This is a genomic window from Pseudomonas sp. LBUM1664 (assembly GCF_059695895.1).
In genome coordinates this window covers 2,434,116-2,458,360 of the sequence record NZ_CP166791.1, presented here as the reverse complement: position 1 = coordinate 2,458,360, position 24,245 = coordinate 2,434,116, and the positions used below count along the sequence as shown (strand labels likewise).

General features: G+C 61.5%; 27 protein-coding genes. 18 read left to right on the top strand and 9 right to left on the bottom strand.

What is annotated here, in order from left to right; genetic code table 11:
* Window positions 1-36 precede the first annotated feature (36 nt).
* From ACA047_RS11570 to ACA047_RS11555, 4 genes are all read left to right on the top strand, one after another.
* Window positions 37-945: a LysR family transcriptional regulator gene (locus ACA047_RS11570; protein ID WP_497359311.1), complete on the top strand. Its 909-nt coding sequence runs from the start codon at window positions 37-39 to the stop codon at window positions 943-945.
* Window positions 946-1,098: 153 nt separating this feature from the next.
* Entirely contained in the window at window positions 1,099-1,479 is a 381-nt protein-coding gene (locus tag ACA047_RS11565; protein WP_497359310.1) for a RidA family protein, read from the top strand.
* Between the two features lie 268 nt (window positions 1,480-1,747).
* Window positions 1,748-2,305, top strand: coding sequence for an acyl-CoA thioesterase (locus ACA047_RS11560; RefSeq protein WP_497359309.1), 558 nt, complete (start codon window positions 1,748-1,750; stop codon window positions 2,303-2,305).
* A gap of 101 nt (window positions 2,306-2,406) precedes the next feature.
* On the top strand, window positions 2,407-4,170 hold the full coding sequence (locus ACA047_RS11555; protein ID WP_497359308.1) for an L-lactate permease: 1,764 nt from the start codon (window positions 2,407-2,409) through the stop codon (window positions 4,168-4,170).
* Window positions 4,171-4,312: 142 nt separating this feature from the next.
* Here the strand turns inward: ACA047_RS11555 and ACA047_RS11550 are convergent, their stop codons facing one another.
* Window positions 4,313-4,648, bottom strand: coding sequence for a hypothetical protein (locus tag ACA047_RS11550; RefSeq protein WP_497359307.1), 336 nt, complete (start codon window positions 4,646-4,648; stop codon window positions 4,313-4,315).
* A gap of 338 nt (window positions 4,649-4,986) precedes the next feature.
* On the opposite strand from ACA047_RS11550, the gene ACA047_RS11545 reads away from it, so the two are divergent.
* The 3 genes from ACA047_RS11545 to ACA047_RS11535 all read left to right on the top strand — a co-directional run bounded on the left by ACA047_RS11545 (window position 4,987) and on the right by ACA047_RS11535 (window position 8,419).
* Window positions 4,987-5,937 carry a TAXI family TRAP transporter solute-binding subunit gene (locus ACA047_RS11545; protein WP_497359306.1) on the top strand — a complete coding sequence of 317 codons (951 nt, stop codon included), beginning with the start codon at window positions 4,987-4,989 and terminating at the stop codon, window positions 5,935-5,937.
* A 77-nt stretch (window positions 5,938-6,014) separates the two neighbouring features.
* Entirely contained in the window at window positions 6,015-8,042 is a 2,028-nt protein-coding gene (locus ACA047_RS11540) for a TRAP transporter permease (protein ID WP_497359305.1), read from the top strand.
* Complete coding sequence (locus tag ACA047_RS11535) at window positions 8,039-8,419, top strand: DUF1850 domain-containing protein (protein ID WP_497359304.1); 381 nt, start codon at window positions 8,039-8,041, stop codon at window positions 8,417-8,419. Before ACA047_RS11540 ends, ACA047_RS11535 begins: the two co-directional genes overlap by 4 nt.
* A 29-nt stretch (window positions 8,420-8,448) precedes the next feature.
* Here the strand turns inward: ACA047_RS11535 and ACA047_RS11530 are convergent, their stop codons facing one another.
* Complete coding sequence (locus tag ACA047_RS11530; protein ID WP_497359303.1) at window positions 8,449-9,579, bottom strand: ATP-binding protein; 1,131 nt, start codon at window positions 9,577-9,579, stop codon at window positions 8,449-8,451.
* Between the two features lie 263 nt (window positions 9,580-9,842).
* Here ACA047_RS11530 and ACA047_RS11525 point away from each other — a divergent pair, with 263 nt between their 5' ends.
* Together ACA047_RS11525 and ACA047_RS11520 are read left to right on the top strand one after the other, a co-directional pair.
* Window positions 9,843-10,814 (top strand): EamA family transporter, encoded by a 972-nt coding sequence (locus ACA047_RS11525; RefSeq protein WP_497359302.1) that lies wholly within the window; start codon window positions 9,843-9,845, stop codon window positions 10,812-10,814.
* Between the two features lie 206 nt (window positions 10,815-11,020).
* Window positions 11,021-11,881, top strand: coding sequence for a CAP domain-containing protein (locus ACA047_RS11520; protein ID WP_497359301.1), 861 nt, complete (start codon window positions 11,021-11,023; stop codon window positions 11,879-11,881).
* A gap of 75 nt (window positions 11,882-11,956) precedes the next feature.
* Here ACA047_RS11520 and ggt read toward each other — a convergent pair whose 3' ends face one another.
* Window positions 11,957-13,684 carry a gamma-glutamyltransferase gene (gene ggt, locus ACA047_RS11515; protein ID WP_497359300.1) on the bottom strand — a complete coding sequence of 576 codons (1,728 nt, stop codon included), beginning with the start codon at window positions 13,682-13,684 and terminating at the stop codon, window positions 11,957-11,959.
* A 164-nt stretch (window positions 13,685-13,848) separates the two neighbouring features.
* On the opposite strand from ggt, the gene ACA047_RS11510 reads away from it, so the two are divergent.
* Window positions 13,849-14,283 carry a GNAT family N-acetyltransferase gene (locus ACA047_RS11510; protein ID WP_497359299.1) on the top strand — a complete coding sequence of 145 codons (435 nt, stop codon included), beginning with the start codon at window positions 13,849-13,851 and terminating at the stop codon, window positions 14,281-14,283.
* Window positions 14,284-14,341: 58 nt separating this feature from the next.
* Here the strand turns inward: ACA047_RS11510 and ACA047_RS11505 are convergent, their stop codons facing one another.
* Window positions 14,342-14,692, bottom strand: coding sequence for a hypothetical protein (locus tag ACA047_RS11505; RefSeq protein ID WP_497359298.1), 351 nt, complete (start codon window positions 14,690-14,692; stop codon window positions 14,342-14,344).
* A 143-nt stretch (window positions 14,693-14,835) separates the two neighbouring features.
* Between ACA047_RS11505 and ACA047_RS11500 the strand changes: the two genes are divergently transcribed.
* The 8 genes from ACA047_RS11500 (at window position 14,836) to ACA047_RS11465 (ending at window position 19,020) form a co-directional block, all read left to right on the top strand.
* Window positions 14,836-15,096 carry a hypothetical protein gene (locus ACA047_RS11500; RefSeq protein WP_497359297.1) on the top strand — a complete coding sequence of 87 codons (261 nt, stop codon included), beginning with the start codon at window positions 14,836-14,838 and terminating at the stop codon, window positions 15,094-15,096.
* Between the two features lie 2 nt (window positions 15,097-15,098).
* Window positions 15,099-15,434, top strand: a complete 336-nt coding sequence (locus ACA047_RS11495; protein ID WP_497359296.1) for a DUF6388 family protein — start codon at window positions 15,099-15,101, stop codon at window positions 15,432-15,434.
* A 115-nt stretch (window positions 15,435-15,549) separates the two neighbouring features.
* Entirely contained in the window at window positions 15,550-15,942 is a 393-nt protein-coding gene (gene tusD, locus ACA047_RS11490) for a sulfurtransferase complex subunit TusD (protein WP_497359295.1), read from the top strand.
* The gene (tusC, locus tag ACA047_RS11485) at window positions 15,942-16,304 is read left to right on the top strand and encodes a sulfurtransferase complex subunit TusC (RefSeq protein ID WP_497359294.1); all 363 of its coding nucleotides are present in this window, start codon (window positions 15,942-15,944) and stop codon (window positions 16,302-16,304) included. Before tusD ends, tusC begins: the two co-directional genes overlap by 1 nt.
* Window positions 16,304-16,597 (top strand): sulfurtransferase complex subunit TusB, encoded by a 294-nt coding sequence (gene tusB, locus ACA047_RS11480; protein WP_497359293.1) that lies wholly within the window; start codon window positions 16,304-16,306, stop codon window positions 16,595-16,597. Before tusC ends, tusB begins: the two co-directional genes overlap by 1 nt.
* Window positions 16,594-16,929, top strand: a complete 336-nt coding sequence (locus tag ACA047_RS11475) for a TusE/DsrC/DsvC family sulfur relay protein (protein WP_497359292.1) — start codon at window positions 16,594-16,596, stop codon at window positions 16,927-16,929. Before tusB ends, ACA047_RS11475 begins: the two co-directional genes overlap by 4 nt.
* Window positions 16,926-17,927 carry a glycosyl transferase family protein gene (locus tag ACA047_RS11470; protein WP_497359291.1) on the top strand — a complete coding sequence of 334 codons (1,002 nt, stop codon included), beginning with the start codon at window positions 16,926-16,928 and terminating at the stop codon, window positions 17,925-17,927. The genes ACA047_RS11475 and ACA047_RS11470 overlap by 4 nt, the downstream gene beginning before the upstream one ends.
* An 88-nt stretch (window positions 17,928-18,015) precedes the next feature.
* Window positions 18,016-19,020: a glutathione S-transferase family protein gene (locus ACA047_RS11465; RefSeq protein ID WP_497359290.1), complete on the top strand. Its 1,005-nt coding sequence runs from the start codon at window positions 18,016-18,018 to the stop codon at window positions 19,018-19,020.
* Between the two features lie 66 nt (window positions 19,021-19,086).
* Here the strand turns inward: ACA047_RS11465 and cysG are convergent, their stop codons facing one another.
* The 5 genes from cysG to lolA form a co-directional block, all read right to left on the bottom strand.
* Window positions 19,087-20,481: a siroheme synthase CysG gene (gene cysG, locus ACA047_RS11460; RefSeq protein WP_497359289.1), complete on the bottom strand. Its 1,395-nt coding sequence runs from the start codon at window positions 20,479-20,481 to the stop codon at window positions 19,087-19,089.
* Entirely contained in the window at window positions 20,482-21,762 is a 1,281-nt protein-coding gene (gene serS, locus ACA047_RS11455; protein ID WP_497359288.1) for a serine--tRNA ligase, read from the bottom strand.
* A gap of 15 nt (window positions 21,763-21,777) precedes the next feature.
* Complete coding sequence (gene crcB / locus ACA047_RS11450) at window positions 21,778-22,152, bottom strand: fluoride efflux transporter CrcB (RefSeq protein WP_497359287.1); 375 nt, start codon at window positions 22,150-22,152, stop codon at window positions 21,778-21,780.
* A complete protein-coding gene (locus tag ACA047_RS11445; protein ID WP_497359286.1) occupies window positions 22,149-23,474 on the bottom strand; it encodes a replication-associated recombination protein A in 1,326 nt (441 codons plus the stop codon). Before ACA047_RS11445 ends, crcB begins: the two co-directional genes overlap by 4 nt.
* Before the next feature lie 104 nt (window positions 23,475-23,578).
* A complete protein-coding gene (gene lolA / locus ACA047_RS11440; RefSeq protein ID WP_497359285.1) occupies window positions 23,579-24,202 on the bottom strand; it encodes an outer membrane lipoprotein periplasmic chaperone LolA in 624 nt (207 codons plus the stop codon).
* Window positions 24,203-24,245 lie beyond the last annotated feature (43 nt).

Below are 24,245 nucleotides of genomic sequence, written 5' to 3'. Positions count from 1 at the left end.
GGTGCAATCGGCACGGGCTGTACGGTGGAGAGAACAATGGTGACGGATATTCAAGACTTGCTGTCCTTTGTGACGGTGGTTAATGCCGGGGGCTTTCGCGAAGGTGCGCGGGTAAGCGGCAAGTCCGCCTCGAGCCTGAGCGATGCGGTAAGGCGGATGGAAAACCGGCTCGGGGTGCGTCTGCTCAACCGCACCACTCGCAGCGTGGCGCCGACCGAAGCCGGGGCCAGGTTGATGGAGCGCATCGTGCCGGCCCTGGGTGAAGTCGAGTCGGCGATGGATGTGGTCAACGACTTTCGCGACCGCCCCTCGGGCACCCTCAAGTTGAACGTGCCGGTCAGCGCCGCCAGGCTGGTGTTGCCCTCGATCATCACGCCGTTCCTGAAAAGCCACCCCGACATCCGCCTTGAAGTGGTCGCCGAAGAGAGCTTCGTCGACATGCTCGCGGCCGGTTGTGACGCAGGCATTCGCTATGACGAGCGCCTTGAGCAGGACATGATCGCCATCCCCATCGGCCCACGGTTCCAACGCTTCGCAACAGCCGCCTCACCGGCGTACCTCGACGCCAGGGGCCGGCCCGAACATCCACGGGACCTGCTCACACACGCCTGTCTACGGGGCAAGTTCCCCAGCGGCGCGATGCCGCCCTGGGAATATGAACGTGACGGCGAAACCGTGCGCGTCGACCCCAGCGGCCCGTTGATTGTCCGTATCGGCGGCGCGGTTGACCTGTCGGTACAAGCCGCAGTGGATGGGTTGGGCATCGTCTACCTGTTCGAGGACTGGCTACGGCCCTACCTGGACAGCGGCGTGCTGGAACCCGTCCTTGAACCCTGGTGGCAGCGTTTTACCGGGCCGTTTCTCTACTATCCCGGTCGCCGTTACCTGCCCTCTCCATTGAGGGCTTTTGTGGACTTTATCCATGCAGACCGGAATTCGCGCTAAGACCTGGCTTTTGGAAACACGACAGCATTTTTCCGTGGGTCGCGCCAAGGCAAGCCCCCTGGTTCAACAGTGAGCGGTAAACTGCCCCCGACACCATCAGGCCGGTCGCTTGCGATGCGAGCGCCCAATATTTCTTTCGAGCAAGAGACTTCCATGGCGAACCAAGACATCACGTTCATCCCTGATCCGGACGCGGACTCTATTTCCTCCGACGTCGCCGGCTTCGGCGGCCTACTGGTCTCCACCCAAATTCCCACTCGTGCCGACGGCAGCCTGGAGCTGGGCGACATCACCCAGCAGAGCGAGTGCACGTTGCAGGCGCTCAAGACTGCACTGGAGGGCGCCGGCAGTTCCATGGATCGGGTGCTGCACTTGACCATCTACCTGACCGACATGGCTGACCGCGCCGCATTCAATGAGGTTTACCAACGCTTCTTCGCCAAGCCGTGGCCGGTTCGCGCTGCGGTGGGCGTGGCGGCGCTGGCAGTTGAGGGCATGCGCGTGGAAGTGACTGCGATGGCGGCCAAGGGCTGAAGCCTGCGAGTTCCTCTTGTGCGAGAGGTTACGTGGGAGCAAGGCTTGCCCGCGACGAAGCTGACGCGGTCTCTCGCTGGAACCGAGGTGCCTGCGTCGCGAGCAAGCTTTGCTCCCACCAAACTCCCTCGCCACAGGCTCTTGGTGAGCCTCGAACCGCAAGACATGCCCCAAAAGCGCGTTTTCCAGGAAAACAGTCATTTGCACACCTAGCCCAGGCCACGCCACACGTCTAAAGTGCGGCGTTTTCTACCCTCGCGGCGTATCTATGAATCTCTGGTTCCGACTGTTGCTGATGCTGTTTCGTCGTCCCTGGCGCAAGCCAGCGGCTCCCCTGGACACCACCGTAGTACGCATGCGCGTATGGCCGTTGGACCTGGACCTCAATCGCCACGTCACCAACGGGCGCTATTTCACCCTGGCCGATGTCGGCCGCATGGATTACGTGCTGCGCAGCGGCGCCTACAAAGTGGCGTTGCGCAACCGTGCGGTGCCGATCGTGGGGGACGTCTGGGGCAAGTTTCGGCGGGAGTTGAAGCTGTTCGAAGCGTTCGAGGTCCACACCCGGATACTGGGCTGGGACGAAAAGTGGACCTTCATGGAACACCGCTTCGTAAGCCAGGGGCGCGTGGTGGGTGTGGTGGTGATGCGCGGCCTGTTTCGCTCGGCCCGGGGCACGATTGCACCAGGGGAGTTTGTTCGGGCGCTGGGACTGGCCGAACAGTCACCGGCCATGGCGCAATGGCTCAGCGCCTGGTCGCAAAGCTGCGATGGCTTGAGCCTTGAGCTTCGAGCGCAGGAAGGTGAGCGCGCCGATCCGCGCTAGCCGGCACCACCTGCCCCAATCCCTGCCCCAAACCCCACCTATACTCTTCTGCCAATCCCCCAGGGGTCTGCACTTCCAACAATAAAAAGCAGAGGTGGAACATGGTCTGGCAACAAGTCTACGATCCCTTCGGTAATGCGGTGCTGTCGACGCTCCTGGCGGCGGTTCCGGTGGTGGTGATGCTGGCGTCTCTGGCGTTCTTTCATATCAAGGCGCACCTGGCGGCGTTGTTGGCCCTGGCCTCAGCCTTGCTGATCGCGATTTTCGCCTTCGGCATGCCGGCCGGCATGGCCGGTTCGGCGGCGCTCTATGGCGCGGCGAACGGGTTACTGCCCATTGGCTGGATTGTGCTCAACATTATTTTCCTGCATCGGCTGACCACCGAGAACGGTTCGTTCAAGGTCCTGCAGGATTCCCTGGCGCGCATCACCGACGACCGGCGCCTGCAATTGCTGCTGATCGCCTTCTGCTTCGGCGCGTTCTTCGAGGGCGCGGCCGGTTTCGGTACGCCGGTGGCAGTGACCGGGGCGATCCTGATAGGCCTGGGCTTTTCGCCCCTCGCCGCCTCGGGCCTGGCACTGATCGCCAATACCGCGCCGGTGGCATTTGGCGCCTTGGGTACACCCATCATCACCCTGGCCAAGGTCACCGGGCTGGATGAAATGGAACTGTCGATGATGGTGGGCCGGCAGTTGCCGTTTTTTTCGGTGATCGTACCGTTCTGGCTGATCTGGGCCTTCGCCGGGTGGCGCAAGATGCTGGAAATCTGGCCCGCCATTCTGGTGGCCGGTGTCAGCTTCGCCGTCCCGCAATTCCTGGTGTCCAACTTCCACGGGCCGATGCTGGTGGATGTGATTGCCGCACTGATTTCCATGGCCTGCCTCACCGGCTTTCTCAAGGTCTGGAAACCGGCCACGGTGCACACTTCCGCCGCGTTGTCGGGAAGGGTCGATGACTCGAAAATCGAGGCGAGCGAGGATGAAAAACCGCTCGCCAGCGGCGCTTTTGCCAGCGATGCACGTCCGGCGGTGCTGCGAGCCTGGATGCCGTGGATCATCCTCACGGTGTTCGTGTTCGCCTGGGGCACCCAGGGCTTCAAGAACCTGTTCGATACTCGCCCGGCGATGGACCCGCAAACCCAATCGGCCAGGCTCGACCCGCAGGGCAAGCCACTGCGCGAAGCGAATCCGATTTTCTCGCCCATGGTCACCTTCGGTACCATCCACCAGCAGATCGAAAAAGTCCCGCCCGTGGTGCCCCAGCCTAAAACCGAAGAAGCGATCTACAAGTTCAACTGGTTCACCGCCACCGGCAGCGGCATCTTCCTGGCGGCCATTCTCGGCGGCTTGTTGATGGGTTATTCCATCCCGCAGCTGGTGCACCAGTACCTGCGAACGCTATGGGTGGTGCGTTATTCGCTGATCACCATCGTGGCGATGCTGGCGCTTGGATTTCTTACCCGCTATTCAGGCCTGGACGCCACCATGGGCCTGGCCTTCGCCGCCACGGGTATTTTCTATCCCATGTTCGGCACGCTGTTGGGTTGGCTCGGCGTAGCGCTGACCGGCTCGGACACCGCATCCAACGTGCTGTTCGGTGGCTTGCAACGAGTGACGGCGGAGCAGTTGGGAATCAGCCCGGTGTTGATGGCCGCGGCCAACAGTTCCGGTGGGGTCATGGGCAAGATGGTCGATGCCCAATCGATCGTGGTGGCCTCCACCGCTACCCGCTGGTACGGCCACGAAGGGGAAATTCTACGCTACGTGTTTTTCCACTCAGTGGTGCTGGCGATTCTGGTGGGGGGGCTGGTGACGTTGCAGGCGTATGTGGCGCCGTTCAGTCATATGGTGGTGGGAGGACGTTGATGGGCTGAGAAGAAAAGGCTCATCGATGATTGAGGTTTTGTGGCGAGGGAGCTTGCTCCCGCTGGGCTGCGTAGCAGTCCTGATTTTGCGATTGTTGCACAATCGAGCGGGAGCCAAGCTCCCTCGCCACAACAGCGGTGTCTTACTGAACGTTTTTCAGCTTGACCACATCGCCGGACACCGAGGTGGTGTAACCGGTCAGGACCCAAGCCCAGAACCAGTTTTCCTGCACCTGGGTGTTGATCATGGCGTCGCCGCCCTTGGCCTTGATCGCCGCGTTCTGAGCGCGCACGAAACGGTTGTTCTGCTGGATCGGGATCACGCCGAACAGCAGCAGGCCAGTGGCCTTCGCTTCACTGTGGCCAACCACGGTGTATTGGCTGCTGTCGTATTGCTGGGTCTTCATCGGGGTGCCGGTGCAACCCGCCAGGGCCAGACCGAGCAGTGCGCAGGCGGCAACTTTGCTGAGGTGTTTCATTGAATACTCCATGAGAAAACGCCCGGGATCCATCTCTCGGGCGGCGAGTACTCTAACCGATTGTAACAAAATTGACATTATCCACGCACAACCTGAAAAACCGCCTGAGAGGCTCAAGGCAGAGCCACCCGTCAGGTACCTGTGGCACGGCCCCACTGCTTGTTTTTTCTCTCTCAGCCAGACAGTTAGCAAATATCCAGCCCGAGACGGAACCTGTGGCGAGGGGATTTATCCCTTCACCACAAAAAACCTTCGTAACGGCCTAACTCGCCACCGCCCGAGTTTCGACTACAGTGGAAAGACTCTGCATAAAGCCATAACAAGACGGAGAGTTCCCCATGCGAGTCAACAAACGCTGCATCCTTCTGGTCGCCGTCGCTGCCCTGGTGGTCACGACCACCGTCCAGGCCGCCCCGGTGTACATCAACATTCTGACAGGGGGCACCAGCGGCGTTTATTACCCGATCGGGGTTGGGCTGTCGCAGATCTACAGCAGCGCAATCGAGGGATCCAAGACTTCGGTGCAAGCCACCAAGGCCTCGGTTGAAAATCTGAACCTGCTACAAGCCGGGCGCGGGGAACTGGCATTGGCCTTGGGCGACTCAGTGGCGGATGCCAAGAATGGCGTGGAAGACGCTGGCTTCAAGGCACCACTGACCAAGCTTCGAGCCATCGCCGGCGCCTACCCCAACTACATCCAGATCGTCGCCAGCCAGGAGTCCGGCATCAAGACCCTGGAGGACCTCAAAGGCAAGAGCGTTTCGGTCGGCGCGGCGAAATCCGGCACCGAGCTCAACGCCCGGGCGATCTTCAAGGCAGCGGGGCTGGCCTACACGGACATGAAGGTCCAGTACCTACCGTTCGCCGAATCGGTGGACCTGATCAAGAACCGCCAGTTGGACGCCACGCTGCAGTCCTCCGGTCTGGGGATGGCGGCCATTCGTGACCTGGCTTCAACCATGGCGCTGAATTACGTGTCGATTCCCACCGATGTCGTGGAGAAAATCGGCAACCCGGCGTATCAGAGCGCAATGATTCCGGCCAACACCTACGACGGTCAGACCAACGCCGTGCCGACCGTGGCCATTACCAACATTCTGGTCACCCGAGAGGATGTCTCGGACGAGGTGGCCTATCAGATGACCAAGCTTCTGTTTGAAAACCTCAACCGCCTGGGCACTTCCCATTCGGCGGCCAAAGATATCACCCTGCAAAACGCCGCGAAGAATCTGCCGATCGCGCTCCACCCCGGGGCCGAGCGCTACTACAAGGAAGTTGGCGCGCTGTAACCCATACGAGGCAACGGCGCTGGCCACCGTTGCCCCGTCGTGCTCCCCCGCGGATGTGAACAGAAGGCACGCACCTGATGAATGAAGACCAACACGGCATCGCCACGGACCCGCGGGACTGGCCAAAGACACTGTTTTACGTGGCCTTACTGTTTTCAGTATTTCAAATTGTCACCGCCGCGTTTTCCCCCGTCTCCAGCATCGTCCTGCGGGCAGTGCATGTCGGTTTTCTGCTGTGGGTGGTCTTCCTCTGCTACCCGGCCTATGGCAAGAATCGCCCCTGGCAACCCCTGGCTTGGCTCTTGAGCCTGGCAGGCGTCGCAACAGCCCTTTATCAATGGGTGTTCGAGGCTGACCTGATCCAGCGTTCCGGCGACCTGACCACTACAGACATGGTCATAGGCATTATCCTCATCGTGCTGGTGTTCGAGGCGGCGCGGCGGGTAATGGGCATAGCGTTACCGATCATTTGCGGCCTGTTCCTGGCCTATGGCCTGTTCGGCGAATACCTGCCGGGCGACCTGGCCCATCGCGGCTATGGCTTCGATCAAATCGTCAACCAGTTGTCCTTCGGCACTGAAGGGCTGTACGGCACGCCAACCTACGTGTCGGCCACTTATATATTCCTGTTCATTCTGTTCGGTTCTTTTCTTGAAAAAGCCGGAATGATCAAGCTGTTTACCGACTTCGCCATGGGTCTGTTCGGTCACAAGCTGGGCGGGCCGGCGAAAGTGGCCGTGGTGTCATCGGCACTGATGGGCACCATCACCGGCTCGGGCATCGCCAACGTGGTGACCACTGGGCAATTCACCATCCCGCTGATGAAACGCTTCGGTTACAAGGCGGCATTTGCCGGTGGCGTGGAAGCCACCTCCAGCATGGGCAGCCAGATCATGCCGCCGGTGATGGGCGCGGTGGCATTCATCATGGCCGAAACCATAAATGTGCCGTTCGTTGAAATCGCCAAGGCTGCGTTGATACCCGCATGCCTGTACTTCGGCTCAGTGTTCTGGATGGTTCATCTGGAGGCCAAGCGCTCCGACCTCAAGGGATTACCCAAGGACCAGTGCCCCAGCGCCTGGGGCGCGGTCAAGGAAAACTGGTACCTACTGATCCCGCTTGGAGTGCTGGTCTACCTGCTCTTTTCCGGGCGCACACCGCTGTTCTCCGGCATGGTGGGGCTCGCGTTGACAGCCATCGTGATTCTCGGCTCGGCGATCATTCTCAAAGTCTCAAACTACGCCCTGCGCTGCGCATTCTGGATCGCACTGGGTGTGCTCTGCGTCGGCTTTTTCCGGCTGGGCATCGGTATCGTCTTTGCGGTGATCGGAGTGCTGGTGGTGACCTGCTGGTTCATGAAAGGCACACGGGAAACCCTCACCGTCTGCCTACACGCCCTGGTGGACGGAGCGCGTCATGCCGTTCCGGTGGGGATCGCTTGTACCTTGGTGGGTAGCATCATCGCGGTAGTCTCGTTGACCGGCGTAGCCTCTACCTTTGCCGGTTACATCCTGGCCATCGGCAGGGACAACCTGTTGCTGTCGCTGATCCTGACCATGCTCACCTGCCTGGTGCTGGGCATGGGCATACCGACCATTCCCAACTACATCATCACCAGCTCGATCGCTGCGCCCGCCCTGCTGGAATTAGGCGTGCCGTTGATCGTGTCACACATGTTCGTGTTCTATTTCGGCATCCTCGCGGACCTGACGCCGCCAGTGGCGCTGGCCTGTTTTGCCGCCGCTCCTATCGCAAGGGAAAGCGGCCTGAAGATCAGCTTCTGGGCAGTGCGCATCGCCCTCGCCGGCTTCGTCATTCCATTCATGGCGGTTTATAACCCGGCGCTGATGCTTCAGGACGACAACTTGTGGATGACGGCGTACATGCTGATCAAGACATTGCTAGCCGTCGGGCTCTGGGGAATGGCGTCCACCGGATTCCTGCAACAGAAAATGCCCATTTGGGAACGCCTGATGTGTTTTGCCGCCGGCGCGTTGCTGGTGGTGGCGCTGCCACTGACTGATGAGATCGGCTTCGTGCTGGGTGGGCTACTGATCTTCCAGCACATCTGGCGCTCGCGCCGCGTCGGGTTGGCCAAGGCGTGATCGGTTTGTGCCTGGGCCTGTCCGGTGTGGTTTGGGCCCAGCTTCCAATTGCCGATTTCACGCTGGCGTGGAACCACACCATCGAGAAAATCCGCTGGGAGGAAGACTACCGCGTCACCGGGCAGGGTCTGGTCCTGGGCGAGGCCAGGGTCAGGGGTAATGGCGCCGGCATGGAGATTCCCGAAGGCGCCCAACTGAAAAACGGCAGTTGGCACTATCAACGCCAGTTGCCGCCCCTGCAACCACTGAAACTGGGGCGTACCCCTCAAGCCGGTGACTACCAGTTGTGCTTCGATGGCAATTGCCGGCCGATGAGCCATTGGTTGGGGCCGCCTACAGCACGTCAGCCGACTGTGGAGCTATGGAGTTGCGGATAGTCTGACAAGTCGATCAAGACAACACACCATCAATCCGCGTGGAGCGGAATCCGAACGGTAAAAGTGGTGCCCACTCGCGCTTTTGAATGAACTTCGATGGTGCCCTTATGGGCCGATACGATCGCCGAGGCGATATACAGGCCAAGCCCCAGCCCGGCCGTAGAACCGTACTGCATGTCACCGCTGCGCAGATGCCGGATCATCGGGTTGAAGATACTGGCGATGGCGTCTTTCTCGATCGTCTTGCCCTGGTTGTTGATCGCAATGACCGCCGTATCCCCGTCGCTGCTCAACGAAACAGTAATCGGCGCACCGTCAGTACCGTGCTGGACAGCATTGCCAATCAGGTTGGCGAACACCTGTTCGATGCGTGCCTGATCAAAAAAACCTTCCAGGGGACCGGTCGTTTCAAAGACGATTCTGCTTTCCGGATGATAGGCCCGCGCCTCCTCCACCATGCCTTCGCAGGCCTCCACCAGGTCACCGTTGAAGCGCTGCACCGGAATGCCCGACCCCAGCTGGGTACGGGTGAAATCCAGCAGATCGCCGACGATCTTGGTGGCCCGCTTGACGCTGGTGTAGATGCGTGAAGAAATCTTGGTGGCTTTGGCGGGCAGGTCTCCAGCCCGCAGCAGCACCTCGGAGCTCAACAGGATCGCACCCAAGGGGCTTCGCAGGTCATGCCCCAGAATCCCGAGAAAGATGTTGCGCGCCGCATCGACGGCGCCCGAATAACTGACGACGGACTCAGCCAAGGCCTGATCCACGGCCTCGTTGAACCGAATCACGTCGGACATGACCTGTTTGTCGACCACCTTCGTGTGGGGCATCCAAAGCATGAGCACGCTGGTGCGCAGCGCCCGATACTCCGAGACCATCTGCTCCACCGTAAAACCCGAAGACTGGCGAATGACCGCATGGGTTTCGGCAGCGGTTTCGATGTCTGCCGCCGGGGCGTCACCGTGAGATTTGGCCACCTGCTCCTTGACCGTCTGCGAGGTGCGCAGGTCGGCGGCGATGGTTCGCAACATCTGCTCGGCGTGGTCGCGCAGAGCCACAGAATCCATACCAATGGATGCCGGCGTGATGGTCTTGGCGAAGTCTTCCCACGCCTGAAGGATCGGCTCGATATTGTCGACAATGAAATCAGCCAGGCGCATGGATTGCTCCGCAAGAAGGGGTAAATCAAAGGGTGCGGTGCTGGAACAACGCAACAGTCAGGTTGTTGTACAGCAAACCGGGGGGACAATGTGCGCGGTCTTCTGAAGGATCGCGATGCGCAGGTAAAAGGTCGTCGCAATTTGGGTACTTGTCTCTTTGAACCCTATACGGTACAAATCCAATCAAGTTGTACGACAACCTATAACTATAATAACCGTCCGAGACGTCTTACTTCGGCGGTCCGCCTTTGAGACATCCTGCCATGACCCGCCCCACCGCTGTACACAACACCCCCACCCCGTTACCACGCCACCTCGCGGTGCTCGTTCTGCTGTGCATGGGGTGTGCCTTCGCCGGTAACCATGTCGCCGCGCGGGCGGCATTCGATGACGGTGCCGGTGTGTTACTGGCGATCCTGCTGCGCTCGGGCGGGACCTTGCTGGTATTGGCCGCAATGGTGCTGTGGCAACGCCAGAACCTGCGCCTGCCAACGGGAGCCTGGCGTTGGCAGTTGACACTGGGACTGTTGATCGCCGCCCAGAGCCTGTGCCTGTACTCAGCCGTGGCCCGAGTGCCAGTGGCGCTGGCGCTTTTGGTGGGTAACGTCTTTCCGATCCTGCTGGCGTTGCTGACCTGGGCGCTCGGCGGGCCACGCCCCACCGCACGCACCGCCGCGTTGATGGCGATGATTCTGCTGGGGCTGGTGTTCGTGCTGGAAGTACCGGCCCGGCTATCGTCGGGACAAAGCGTCGGCCCGCAGTGGCTGATGGGTGTTGGCCTGGCCTTCTGCGCCGCCTGTGTGTTCGCTTGCGCGCTGTGGATCACCGACCACAAGCTGTCCCAGGTGCGCGGCTCGGTGCGCAGCCTGCTGACGATCTTTATCGTCTTCAGCAGCGTCAACCTCGCTGGCCTGACCGGCGCCCTCCCCGGCGGCTTCGACCTGCCGGCCACCAGCACCGGCTGGTTCGCCCTGGCGACCCTGGTGGTGCTCTACGGCACCGGGTTTATCGTACTGTTCATTTCCGTGCCCCGCCTGGACATGCCACGCAACGCCCCGGTGATGAACATCGAACCACTGGCGACCCTGCTGATCGGCTGGCTGGTGCTGGACCAGATGCTCAACCCGGGCCAGGTGATCGGCGGCGCGATCGTGGTCACCGGCATCGTGCTGCTGACCTATCGCAAGGTTGAACGGGTTAAAGCGCCTGTGGCTGAATCGGCTGGACGCAGCTAGTCCATCTGTTGGCCACAATGGTCTTGCACACGCCCACAGATAAGTCCCCGCCCCCCTGAAACTTGTTTTCAAACCCACAGTCCTACCCCAGCCCTGAAAACGTCGCGAACCCACAGCGAGGCATTTCCCAGGGTTGATCCGCTCCAGGCTTGCAGCTTCAAGCTTGGCGCTTAAAGCTGCTCCTCCCCTTCCGAGCCGTTCGTCCCATGCGCCACACTGTTCGCTCTCGCCGCTTCGCTTCGCTTTGCCTCTTAACCCTGCTTCCTCTATTCGCTAACTGCGCCCATGCCCGGGGCGAAGGGCAATTGGTGCACGCCATCAACGACTACCGTAGCCAGTCCCAGCGTTGTGAGTGGCGTACGTTGCGCGCCGCGCCGCCACTGATGCTGCGCTCGAACCTGGCCTTGCCGATCGCCTTTCGCGGTGCCCTGCGGGAAAGTTTGAAAGGTGCCGGCTATCTGGCCATGACCGTGCGCAGCATCCGCCTGACTGACGCACGGGACGCCGAAGAAGCGTTCGACATGTTGGCGGACGAGCACTGCGCAGCGCTGCTGGATAATCAGTACACCGACATCGGCGTCAACCGTGTCGGTGATGAATGGCGAGTGGTCCTGGCGCAGCCCATGGGTGGCGCCCGGGTGAGCGACGCGGCTTCAGCAGACAAGACGTGGCTGGCCCAGGTCAACGCGGCGCGGGCCAAGCCTCGGCTGTGTGGTCGTCAGCGCTTCGCCGCGGCCCGACCGCTGAGCTGGAACGCCGCACTCGGGACTGCCGCCCAGGGGCACAGTCGGGCGATGGCCCGTGACAACTATTTTGCCCATCGCGACCCGGACGGCCGTTCCGCCGCTGACCGCGCCAAAGGCGCTGGCTTTCGTGGCCGCCAGATCGGCGAGAACATCGCTGCTGGACAAGGCTCACCCAGCCAGGCCATGCAAGATTGGCTGGCCAGCCCCGGGCACTGCGCCAACCTGATGAATCCGATGTTCACCCAGGTTGGCGCGGCCTACGCCAGCGACTCACGCAGTGATGCGGGGATTTACTGGACGATGATGTTTGGCGCGCCTTGAGGGTGACGTGAACCATTAAGCCATTGCCCTGCGAACACAGGAGTGGCGAGCAGACCGTCGGCCACCCGCAGAAAATTAATAACCCAACGATAACCCCGTGTTGCGGCGTGGGTCGTTGGCGCCATAGAAGCGGTTCTTGCCCACCGGTTTGCCGCCCAAGGACGGCGCGCCTACCAGGATCGCGGCAATGTGGTTGGGGTCCTGTGGGCCGGCGAACTTATGCCCCCAGCTTTCCAGGATCTTTTGCGTGTCGGGGCTGGCAGCGAAGGTTTCCAGATTGGTTTGCTCCGGCATCCACTGCTGGTGGAAACGTGGCGCGTCGACGGCTTCCTGAAGGTTCATGCCGTAGTCGATCACGTTGAGGATGGTCAGCAATGTCGCGGTAATGATGCGGCTACCGCCCGGCGTCCCCACCACCATCACGGTCTTGCCGTCCTTGGTGACGATGGTCGGGCTCATGGACGACAGCGGTGCCTTGCCCGGCGCGATGGCGTTGGCTTCCCCTTGCACCAGGCCGTACATGTTAGGTACGCCGACCTTGGCGGTGAAGTCGTCCATTTCATCGTTGAGAATCACCCCGGTCTTGCTCGCCATCACGCCAGCGCCAAACCAGTCGTTGAGGGTGTAGGTGACGGAAACGGCGTTGCCCCACTGGTCGACAATGGAGTAATGAGTGGTGTTGCTGCCTTCGTGGGGTGCCACGCCGGGTTTGATTTTCTGCGAGTCGCCGGCCTTTTGCGGGTCGATCGCGGCCCGCAGTTTGGCGGCGTAGTTTTTGTCCAGCAGATGGTCGATGGGGTTCTTCACAAAGTCCGGATCACCCAGGTAGCTGTTGCGGTCCACGTAGGCGTGGCGCATGGCTTCGATCTGATAGTGCATGCCCTGGGCCGAATGGAAACCCAGATCCTTCATCGGGTAACCGTCGAGGATGTTCATGATCTGGCACAGCACCACCCCACCGGAACTGGGCGGCGGCGCCGAGACGATGTGATAGCCGCGGTAGTCGCATTCCACCGGGGCCAGTTCGCGGGTCTTGTATTTGTCCAGGTCGGCCTGGGTGATGATGCCTTTGTTGGCCTGGCTGGAAGTGACAAGGGCATCGGCGACCCAGCCTTTATAGAAGCCATCGGCGCCCTTGGCGGAGATTTCCCGCAGGGTCTTGGCGAGGTCTTTTTGTACCAGTTTCTGGCCAACCTGCATCGGCTCGCCGTTGTGCAGGAAGATGGCGCCTGAGTCGCGCATGTCTTTCTTGAAAACGTCGGTAGCGGTGTCCAGCAGATCGACATCACCCTGCTCCAGGGTGAAGCCTTCATCGGCGAACCGGATGGCCGGGGCGATCAGTTCGGCGCGGGGTTTGCTGCCGTACTTCTGCAACGCCAGCTCCATGCCGGATACGGTGCCGGGCACGCCCACCGCCAGGTGCCCACGGGTGCTGAGATCGGGAACGACGTTGCCGTCCTTGTCCAGGTACATGTCAGCCGTGGCGGCCAGAGGGGCCTTTTCGCGGAAATCCAGGAACGTCTTGCGACCATCGGCCAGTTGGAGGGTCATGAACCCGCCACCGCCCAGGTTACCCGCCGCGGGATACACCACCGCCAAGGCATAGCCCACCGCCACCGCCGCATCCACGGCATTGCCACCGCTCTTGAGCACGTCGACGCCTACGTGAGTCGCCAGATGCTGGGCAGTGACCACCATGCCGTTCTCGGCAGCGACCGGGGCCTGGGAGGCGGCCTGCGCGTACAGACAGCTGAGGGTCAGCGACGTGGCAACGAGCGTCCGGGCAAAGGATTCGAACTTCATGAGTCGGTTTCTTCTTGGCTTAAAGGTCGGGGATCGCGTCAAGAGCATTAGGCAGTATGGCCCGGTTTGCGTAATGCGCCTGTTCCCCGTCGGCCGGGTTACGCCACGGCCTCCTTTGGGATAGGCTCGTGCAGCTCATCTTTTACTGCAAAAGGACATCGCCGATGACGCTACGAATCGAACGCACGGACACCCCTACCGACGAAGAACGCCAAGCCATCCTCGCCCCGCTACGGGCCTACAACACGGCCAAGACCGGCGGATCGGCGCCCGAACTCGTCGCCTGGCTGGTGCGCGACGAACACAGCGACGCCATAGTAGGCGGGCTCTACGGACGCGTGTTTTTCCGCTGGCTTTATATCGAACTGCTGGTGGTGCCGGACCAGGCCCGTGGCCAAGGCACGGGTTCGGCATTGATGCAGATGGCCGAAGACCTGGCCAGGGAGAAGAACTGCGTGGGCATCTGGCTGGACACCTTCGACTTTCAGGCGCCGGAGTTCTACAGGAAACACGGTTTCACCGAAATCGGTGAGATCAGCGATTACCCACCGGGCCACAAGCGTTTCTTCTTCCAGAAACGCCTGGCTAATGCCGATTGAAACGCAAACCCTGTGGGAGCGAGCCTGCTCGCGATGGCAGGCACCTCGGTCTAGCCGCTTACAGACAAGTCGCCAACGCCGCCAACCGGCGCTTGGCCACAAAATCGTCATGCTGGGCGTAGTAGCTCAACGCCGTGCCAGTGCCGTTGGTTTCCACATCGACAAACGATTCAGCCGAGCGGGTGTACACCGTCGAGCCACCTTTCTTGCCAGGTTGCAGGTAAGCGCCGGCATCGACGCCGAACACCGCTTCGTCCTGCCAGGAAAATTGCACGCACTGAGCCACGACCTGCTCCGGCTTGTCCGAAGTCAGCGTCTTGTAAGGAGCCTGGGTCCGGGCCTGGTTCATTGCCGAACTTACGCAGCCGGCCAGCACGGTTGCGGCCACGGCCACCATCAACATTCGCATTGCGTTCACTCATCGAGAAAAAAATCGAACTGTAGCACTGCGGCCCAAGCCTTCGTGCTGCTTTACTGAAATTTACACGCGACATCGGCCGACGATTCGCGCAACCTGTCGCGCCATTGCCACCTGCCATCGCGGAACAACCCATGACACCTAACGCAGAGTTCTACAAACCCACCGCCGAATACGCTGACAAACTGATCAGCCAGATCGGCCAGACACCGGCCTGGATCGCCAAGCGAATCGGCGTCACCGACAAGCGGATTCGCTACATCCTCGACGGCGAACGCACCGTCAAGGGCGAAACCACACCGATCCAGATGACCTACACCGAACAGTTTGCCCTTGAGTGCCTGGCGGCTGCGGCCAAGGCCAGCAAGAAACAGTCTTCATCAGCCAAGGAGTGACCATGGCGGCAACCGAACAGCAATATGAACGAGCCCTGGAAAAATTTCTCGATGAGCGCCCCGAGCTGCGCGTCGAACTGGACAACCTCAACCCGCTGCTGGCCCAGGCCAAAGGCGAGACAGCCGCGCAGTATCGCGCTGAGCGGTTGCATGAGGCGTTCGAAGCCGAGGCCGAGCGCCTGGGCCTGTTCGCCTGGGAGCTGACCCTGCAACTGACCGCTACCTCGCCCCTGGACTACCAGGCCCAGCGCATGGAAGTGCACAAGGAAGTGGCAGAGATGGCGGGAATGGAATGGGCAGAATATTGCGAGTTGCACGGACTCAAAAACGAACATTGAGCCCCTGTGGCGAGGAAGAAAGCTCCCTCGCCATAGGGTCTCGACCCTTTCCTGGCAATCGCCCCCCCGCCCATAAAGCTTTATTATGGCCGCAGTTTTGCTGATCGAGTCTGTCATGAAGTTCGCCATCGCGCTGTTTTCCGCCGCCCATGCGCCCTCCTCGCGCCGGGCCTTGCTGTTTGCCCAAGCCGCGCTGGCGGGCGGGCATGAAATCGTGCGGCTGTTTTTCTATCAGGACGGCGTCTATAACGCCGCCAGCAGCGTCGTCACGCCTCAGGACGAACAGGACCTGCCGCAGCAATGGCGCGCTTTTGTCAGCGACAACCGGCTCGACGGCGTGGTTTGCATCGCAGCGGCGTTGCGGCGTGGCGCGTTGAACGCTGAAGAAGCCCAGCGCTACCAACGTTCGGCGGTCAGCGTCGAGGCACCCTGGGCCTTGTCCGGCCTGGGTCAGCTGCACGATGCGATCCAGGACGCCGACCGTCTGATCTGTTTTGGAGGCGCGTAATGGCCAAGTCGTTATTGCTCATCAGCCGCCAGGCCCCATGGTCGGGTCCCGGCGCCCGTGAAGCGCTGGACATCGTGCTGGCCGGCGGCGCGTTCGATCTGCCCATCGGCCTGTTGTTTCTCGATGACGGTGTGTTTCAGCTCGCCGTCGGACAGAACGCCAAGGCTGTCCAGCAAAAGGACCTGAGCGCGAATTTGCAGGCGTTGCCGATGTTCAGCGTCGAAGACCTTTTCGTCTGCGCCGACAGTGCCGCCGAACGCGGTGTCGCCACCGATGCCCTGGCCCTGGGCGACATGAAAGTGCTGAGCGCACCGGACATCGCCGCGCTCATTGACCGTTACGACCAAGTGATCACCCTCTGATGTCGACTTTGCATGTGTTGTCTCATTCACCCTTCAGCGATAACCGCCTCGCCAGTTGCCTGCGGGTACTGGGGGCCCAGGATGCACTGCTGCTGTGCGGCGACGCGACTTACGCGTTGCAACCAGGCACTGTTCCATTTGAAGCGTTGCAGGTCAGTGGCCTGAAGCTGTTCGTTCTCACCGAAGACGTTCAGGCCCGAGCCTTGCAAGTGCCTAAATGGGCCGAGGCCATCGACTACCCGGCCTTCGTCGAGCTGTCGATTGAGCATGACAAGGTCAACACCTGGCTATGAACGTGCTGAACGTGGGCGAACGCGCCATTGCGCTGGACAAGGACGGCTACCTGGCCGACCTTAACGACTGGTCCGCCGACGTGGCCACTGCCCTGGCGGGTGCCGAAGACATCGAGTTGAGCCCCGAGCACTGGGAGATCCTCCAACTGCTGCGCGGCTTCTACGATGAATTCCAGCTCTCTCCCGCTACTCGGCCGCTGATCAAGTACACGGCGCTGAAACTGGGCGCGGACAAGGGCAACAGCCTGCACCTGAACCGATTGTTCAAAGGCACTCCCGCCAAACTCGCCGCCAAGCTGGCGGGCCTGCCCAAACCGACGAATTGCTTATGACCGACTTCCCATCGCTGACCCTTGAAACCCCGGCCGAACATCCGTTCGCTCAATTCGTGCGCATCCTTGGCAAAGGCAAGCGCGGCGCCCGCAACCTGACCCGCGAAGAAGCCCGTGAGGCCATGGGCATGGTGCTGGACGACAAGGTCGAGGACACCCAGCTCGGTGCCTTCCTGATGCTGTTGCGGCACAAGGAAGAAAGCGCCGAGGAAATGGCCGGCTTCACCGAAGCCCTGCGTGAACGCCTGGACGTCCCGGCGTTGACGGTGGATCTCGACTGGCCGACTTACGCCGGCAAGAAGCGTCACCTGCCCTGGTACCTGCTGGCAGCCAAGTGCCTTGGGCAGAACGGCATGCGGATCTTCATGCACGGCGGCGGCGCTCATACGGCGGGCCGGCTCTATACCGAGCAGTTGCTAGGTTTTTTGAACATCCCGTTGTGCCGCGACTGGCAGCAGGTCGGCACCGCACTGGACAACGGCGGCCTGGCCTTCATGCCGCTGGTGGACTGGGCGCCGCAAATGCAACGCATGATCGACCTGCGCAACACCCTGGGCCTGCGCTCGCCGATCCATTCCCTGGCGCGGATTCTCAACCCACTGGGAGCCCGTTGCGGGCTGCAAAGTATTTTCCACCCTGGCTATCAGGCGGTACATCGCGATGCCAGCGGGTTGTTGGGTGACACCACCATCGTGATCAAGGGCGACGGTGGCGAGATCGAGATCAACCCGGACGCCGACAGCCACTTGTACGGCACCACTGCCGGCGCCAGTTGGGACGAAGAATGGTCGCGCCTGGCCGAGCAGCGCCACGTCAAACCGGACAACCTCGACCCCGAGCACTTGAAAGCCATCTGGCGCGGCGACGTGGAAGACAGCTACCCGCAACTTGCGTTGATCGCCACCATGGCCCTGGCCTTGCGCGGCCTGGGTTTGGCCCGCGAGGAAGCGTTCGACAAGGCCCGGCAATATTGGGATGCCCGGGACCGTTCGATTTAACCGATCATTAACGCCCAACCTTTGCGCTTTTTGTTCGAACCTATCGGAATAGACTCGTCTCCAACGTTTGTTGGCCGAGGAGATCGAGATGGGTTTGTTAGTCGAAGGCCGCTGGCAGGATCAGTGGTATGAAAGCAAGGACGGCACGTTCCAGCGCGAACAGGCGCAACGCCGCCACTGGATCACCACCGACGGCAGCGCCGGCCCCACGGGCGACAGCGGGTTTGCCGCCGAGGCCGGGCGCTACCATTTGTATGTGTCCCTGGCCTGCCCCTGGGCCCATCGCACGCTGATCTTTCGCAAGCTCAAGGGTCTGGAAGCGCTGATCGATGTCTCGGTGGTCAGCTACCTGATGCTGGAAAACGGCTGGACGTTCGACAAGACTCACGGCTCCACCGGTGACAAGCTGAATAACCTGAGCTTCCTGCACCAGCGCTACACCGCCGACACGCTGGATTACACCGGCCGCGTCACCGTGCCGGCGCTGTGGGACAAACAGCAACAGCTCATCGTCAACAACGAATCAGCGGAAATCATCCGCATGTTCAACAGCGCCTTCGACGGGCTGACCGGCAATGGGTTGGATCTCTGTCCCGAGCATTTGCGCCACGATATCGATGCGCTGAACGAGCGCATCTACCCAGCAGTGAACAATGGCGTCTACCGCGCCGGATTCGCCACCGCCCAAGCGGCCTATGAAGAAGCGTTCGACGCACTGTTTGCCGAACTGGACCGACTGGAGGCGTTGCTAGGGACCAAGCGTTACCTGGTCGGCGAATACCTGACCGAGGCCGATATCCGGCTGTTCACCACGATCATCCGCTTCGATGCGGTGTATTTCGGCCATTTCAAATGCAACCTGCGGCGCATCGCCGACTACCCGAACCTGTCGAACTGGTTGCGGGAGTTGTATCAGTGGCCGGGGATTGCAGAGACGGTGGACTTCACCCACATCCAGGGTCATTACTACGGCAGCCACAAGACCATCAATCCCAATGGGATCGTACCCAAGGGGCCGAAGCAGGACTTCATGGTTGCCCATGATCGGGAGAGGTTGAGTGGGAAAGGGATTTGGCTTGGAGACCGGGGCTGATCCTACTTCTTCGTTGCAGCTGAAGGCCCCATCGCGAGCAGGCTCGCGATTGGGGGCGACTCGGTCTTAGACCTGCCCTTGAGCCCCTTCAAACCACGCCAGTTTTTCGCGCAGTTGCACCACTTCTCCAACGATCACCAGCGTCGGCGCATGCACTTCGTGTTCGGCCACCAGCCGCGGCAAGTCCGCCAGGGTGCCGGTGAACACCCGCTGGTTAGACGTCGTGCCTTGCTGGATCAACGCCGCTGGCGTATCCGCAGCGCGACCGTGTTTGATCAGCTCGTCGCAGATCATCGGCAGCCCCACCAACCCCATGTAGAACACCAGTGTCTGGGCCGGGGATACCAGGTCTGCCCACGGTAGGTCACTGGTGCCGTCCTTGAGGTGGCCGGTGATGAAACGCACAGACTGAGCATAGTCGCGATGGGTCAGCGGGATCCCGGCGTAAGCCGCGCAACCACTGGCGGCGGTGATGCCCGGAACGACCTGGAACGGGATGCCATGGGCCGCCAGTTCTTCGATCTCTTCACCGCCGCGACCGAAGATGAAGGGGTCGCCACCCTTCAACCGCACCACGCGCTTGCCTTGTCGGGCCAGGTCCACCAATTGCTGGTTGATCTGATCCTGAGGCACGGCGTGCTCGGAGCGACGCTTGCCAACATAAACCCGCTCGGCGTCACGCCGGCACAGTTCCAGAATCGCCGGAGCCACCAGGCGATCGTATAGCACCACGTCCGCCTGCTGCATAAGGCGCAGGGCGCGGAAGGTCAGCAGGTCCGGATCACCCGGCCCGGCGCCCACCAGATAGACTTCGCCCGGCGCGTTCGGCGCCTGGCCATTGATCTTCTCGCGCAGCAAGCGCTCGGCCTCGGCGCCCTGCCCGGCCAGTTGCCGGTCGGCAATCGGGCCCTGGAACACCTCTTCCCAGAACGCCCGACGTTGTTGCACGTCCGGAAACAGGCCTTTGACCTGGCTGCGAAAACGCGCCGCCAGCCCGGCCAGTTGCCCATAAGTCGAAGGAATCCAGGTTTCCAGCTTGGCCCGGATCAGCCGCGCCAGCACCGGCGCATCGCCGCCGCTGGAGACCGCGATCACCAACGGTGAGCGGTCGACAATCGCCGGGAAGATCACGCTGCATAAAGCCGGCGCGTCCACCACGTTGACCGGCACGCAACGCTTATGGGCATCGGCCGAGACCTGAGCGTTGAGCGGCTCGTCGTCGGTGGCGGCGATGATCAGGCCGCAGCCGTCCAGGTCCGCCTCAAGGTAACCGCGCAGGACACATTCACCACCGCTGCCACTGACCAGTTCCCGCAACTGCGGTTCGATCTCGGGTGCGACCACCCGCAGCAGCGCACCGGCATCGGCCAGCAGACGGGACTTGCGCAAGGCAATCTCCCCGCCGCCAACCACCAGCACGCGGCTGCCGCGCAGGTTGTGGAACAGTGGCAAATAGTCCATTTAACCGATGACCTCGATGCCGCCCATGTACGGTTTCAGCACTTCGGGCACACGGATCGAGCCGTCGGCCTGCTGGTAGTTTTCCAGCACCGCCACCAGGGTACGACCCACCGCCAGGCCGGAGCCATTGAGGGTATGGACCAGTTCCGGCTTGCCGGTTTCCGGGTTACGGAAACGCGCCTGCATGCGACGGGCCTGGAAGTCACCGCAGTTGGAACACGACGAAATCTCGCGGTACTTGTCCTGGCTCGGGATCCAGACTTCCAGGTCGTAAGTCTTGACCGCGCTAAAGCCCATGTCGCCGGTGCACAGCGCCAAGGTGCGATACGGCAGTTCCAGCAGTTGCAGAACCTTCTCGGCGTTGGCGGTCAGGCCTTCCAGCGCTTCCATGGACACCGACGGCTCGACGATCTGCACCATCTCGACCTTGTCGAACTGGTGCTGGCGGATCATGCCGCGGGTATCACGGCCCGACGCCCCGGCTTCGCTGCGAAAGCACGGCGTGTGGGCAACGAACTTGATCGGCAGTTGCTTGGCGTCGATGATCTCGCCCGCCACGATGTTGGTCAGCGACACTTCGGCGGTCGGGATCAGGTACAGGTCGGCTTCGCCTTCGCGGCTGATCTTGAACAGGTCTTCTTCGAACTTCGGCAACTGACCCGTGCCCTGCAAGGCTGGCGCCTGGACCAGGTACGGGGTGTAGGCTTCTTCATAGCCGTGCTCGGTGACGTGCAGGTTGATCATGAACTGCGCCAGGGCGCGATGCAGACGGGCAATCGGCCCGCGCAACAGGGCAAAACGGGCACCCGACAGCTTGGCGGCGGTTTCGAAGTCCAGCCAGCCGAACTTCTCGCCCAGGGCCACGTGGTCCTGCACCGGGAAATCGAACGCTTTGGGCGTACCCCAGCGGCGCACCTCGACGTTGCCCTCTTCGTCTTCACCCACCGGCACCGATTCGTGAGGCAGGTTCGGGATGCCCAACAGGATCGAATCGAGTTCGGTCTGGATCGAATCCAACTCGACCTTGCCGGCATTCAACTCGCCCGCCATGCGCTCGACATCAGCCATCAGCGGCGCGATGTCTTCGCCGCGCTGCTTGGCCTGACCGATGGACTTGGAGCGCGCGTTACGTTCAGCCTGCAGGGCTTCGGTGCGGGTCTGGACGGTCTTGCGCTGTTCTTCCAGCGCTTCGATGCGCGCGACGTCCAGGGCAAAGCCACGGGATGCCAGGCGGTCCGCTACGTCCTGAAGGTTGCTACGTAACAGTTTGGAATCGAGCATGTCGGTCTCTCGTTATCAAAGTTTGGTCAGGGACAGGCCGGCCCAGGTGGCGAGCAGCCCGCCGAATACGCTGATGGCCGCGTAGCCCAGGGCCAGCGGCACCTGCCCGCTTTCGAGCAGGCGCACCGTATCCAGTGAAAAGGATGAAAAAGTCGTCAGGCCGCCAAGAAAGCCGACCATCAGCCCCGCGCGCACCTCGATGGGCACTTCCGGGCGAATCAAAAACAGACCGTATAGAACGCCGATCAGCAGACAGCCCACGATATTAACGGCCAGCGTCGCGGTATAGAAGTGCCGAGGCCAATTTGCGTTGACCCAGTTGCCGGTCGCGAAGCGCAACAACGTACCAGCGATACCGCCAGCGGAGACTGCAAGAATCAAGGGGATCAAGGTTTTCTCCGCTGCCGTGGACTCATCCGGTCCAGTTGCGCCAAGTGATTGAGCTTCTCGCCGATCTTCAGCTCAAGGCCACGGGGCACTGGCTGATAGAACGGCTGGGGCTCGAGTTCTTCGGGAAAATAGTCTTCACCGGCGGCATAAGCGTCCGGTTCGTCATGGGCGTAACGGTATTCATCGCCGTAGCCCAGCTGTTTCATGAGCTTGGTCGGCGCGTTACGCAGGTGCAACGGCACTTCAAGGGAACCGTGCTCGGTGGCGCTGCGCATCGCCGCCTTGAAGCCCATGTACACCGCATTGCTTTTCGGCGCGCAGGCCAGGTAAGTGATGGCCTGGGCCACGGCCAGCTCGCCTTCAGGGCTGCCGAGGCGCTCCTGCACATCCCAGGCCGCCAGGCACAGGCTCAGGGCCCGCGGATCGGCATTCCCGATGTCCTCACTGGCCATGCGCACCACTCGTCGCGCCAGGTACAACGGATCGCAACCGCCGTCGATCATTCGCGCAAACCAGTACAAGGCAGCGTCGGGATTGGAGCCACGTATGGATTTGTGCAGCGCCGAAATCTGGTCGTAAAACGCTTCGCCGCCCTTGTCGAAGCGTCGGCGGGTATCGCCCAGCAGGCTTTGCAGCAGCTCGACGCCGATCTCGCTATTGTCTTCGGCCAGGTCCGAGGCGTTTTCCAGCAGATTGAGCAACCGCCGGCCATCGCCATCGGCGGCAGAAAACAGCATCTGGAAGCCTTCATCGCTGAGGCTCAGCTGGCGCTTGCCCAAGCCACGCTCTTCGGTCAGCGCCCGGTGCACCAGCTTGCGCATCGCCGCCTCGTCGAGGCTCTTGAGCACATAGACCCGAGCCCGGGACAGCAAGGCGTTGTTGAGTTCGAACGAGGGGTTTTCGGTGGTTGCACCGATGAAAATCAGCGTGCCGTCTTCGACGTAGGGCAGGAACGCGTCCTGTTGCGACTTATTGAAACGGTGCACTTCGTCGACGAACAGGATGGTGCGCTTGCCGTACTGCCCGGCCTGCTGCTTGGCCACTTCCACCGCCTGGCGGATTTCCTTGACCCCGGCCAGCACCGCCGAAACCGTTTCGAAATGAGCGTCCGAGACTTCTGCCAGCAGCCGAGCCAGGGTGGTCTTGCCCACACCCGGCGGCCCCCAGAAAATCATCGAATGCAGCGCGCCCTGCTCCAGCGCTTCGCGCAGGGGCTTGCCACGGGCGAGCACATGCTCCTGGCCGACGTACTCATCCAGGTTGGCCGCGCGCAGGCGAGCGGCCAATGGCTGGGCAATCGGAGCGCTTCGAAACAGGTCCATCACTGCTTATGCAACCTCCACTGGGTCCTGTTGCCGATCAATCAAACAATTGAACACCGCCGCCCCCTTGTGGGAGCGAGCCTGCTCCCACAAGGGCTCTGCGTTTATTCCTGGATCACGTCCGCACCCTTGGGGATGTCGAACTTGAACTTGGACGCAGCGATCGGCTCGTTGGCCTTGACCCCGGTGAACAGGATATTGGTGCGCTGGCCGACGCTGTCGATCAGTTGCATGTCATTGACCAGGCCGTTGCGGAACGACAGGCGCAGGCTGTCAAACAGGCTGTCCTTGGTCTTGGGCTTGAGGGTGAAGTCAATCACGCCACCCGCTTCTTTGGAGCTGATGTCGAAGCTCTGGCTGATTTTGGAAATATCACCCGAAAGCAACAGCGCCGGGGTCTGGGTCAGACGCTGGTCGAGGGTCTTGATGGTGACCTGCTCCAGGTCCGGGTCCCACAAGGAAACTTTCTTGCCATCGGACACCATCAGTTGTTCAGCCGGCGCATCGGTGTGCCAGTAGAACAGGCCCGGACGCTGCAGGGCCATGTCGCCGGCGGTTTCCTGCAACTGGGTGCCGCTGCCGTCGAGGGTCAGTTGGGAGAAGCGCGCGGTCAGCGTCTGGGAACGTTCCAGCAACTGGGTCAGGCGAGCCACGTCCTTTTCATCGGCATGGGCCGACAAGGTGGTCAGGGCCAGTACGGGCAACAGCAACATGCGAATCAGGCGCATGGGAGTCCTCATGAAGGGTGGAAGGTCGAGCGGCGTGTCGCCA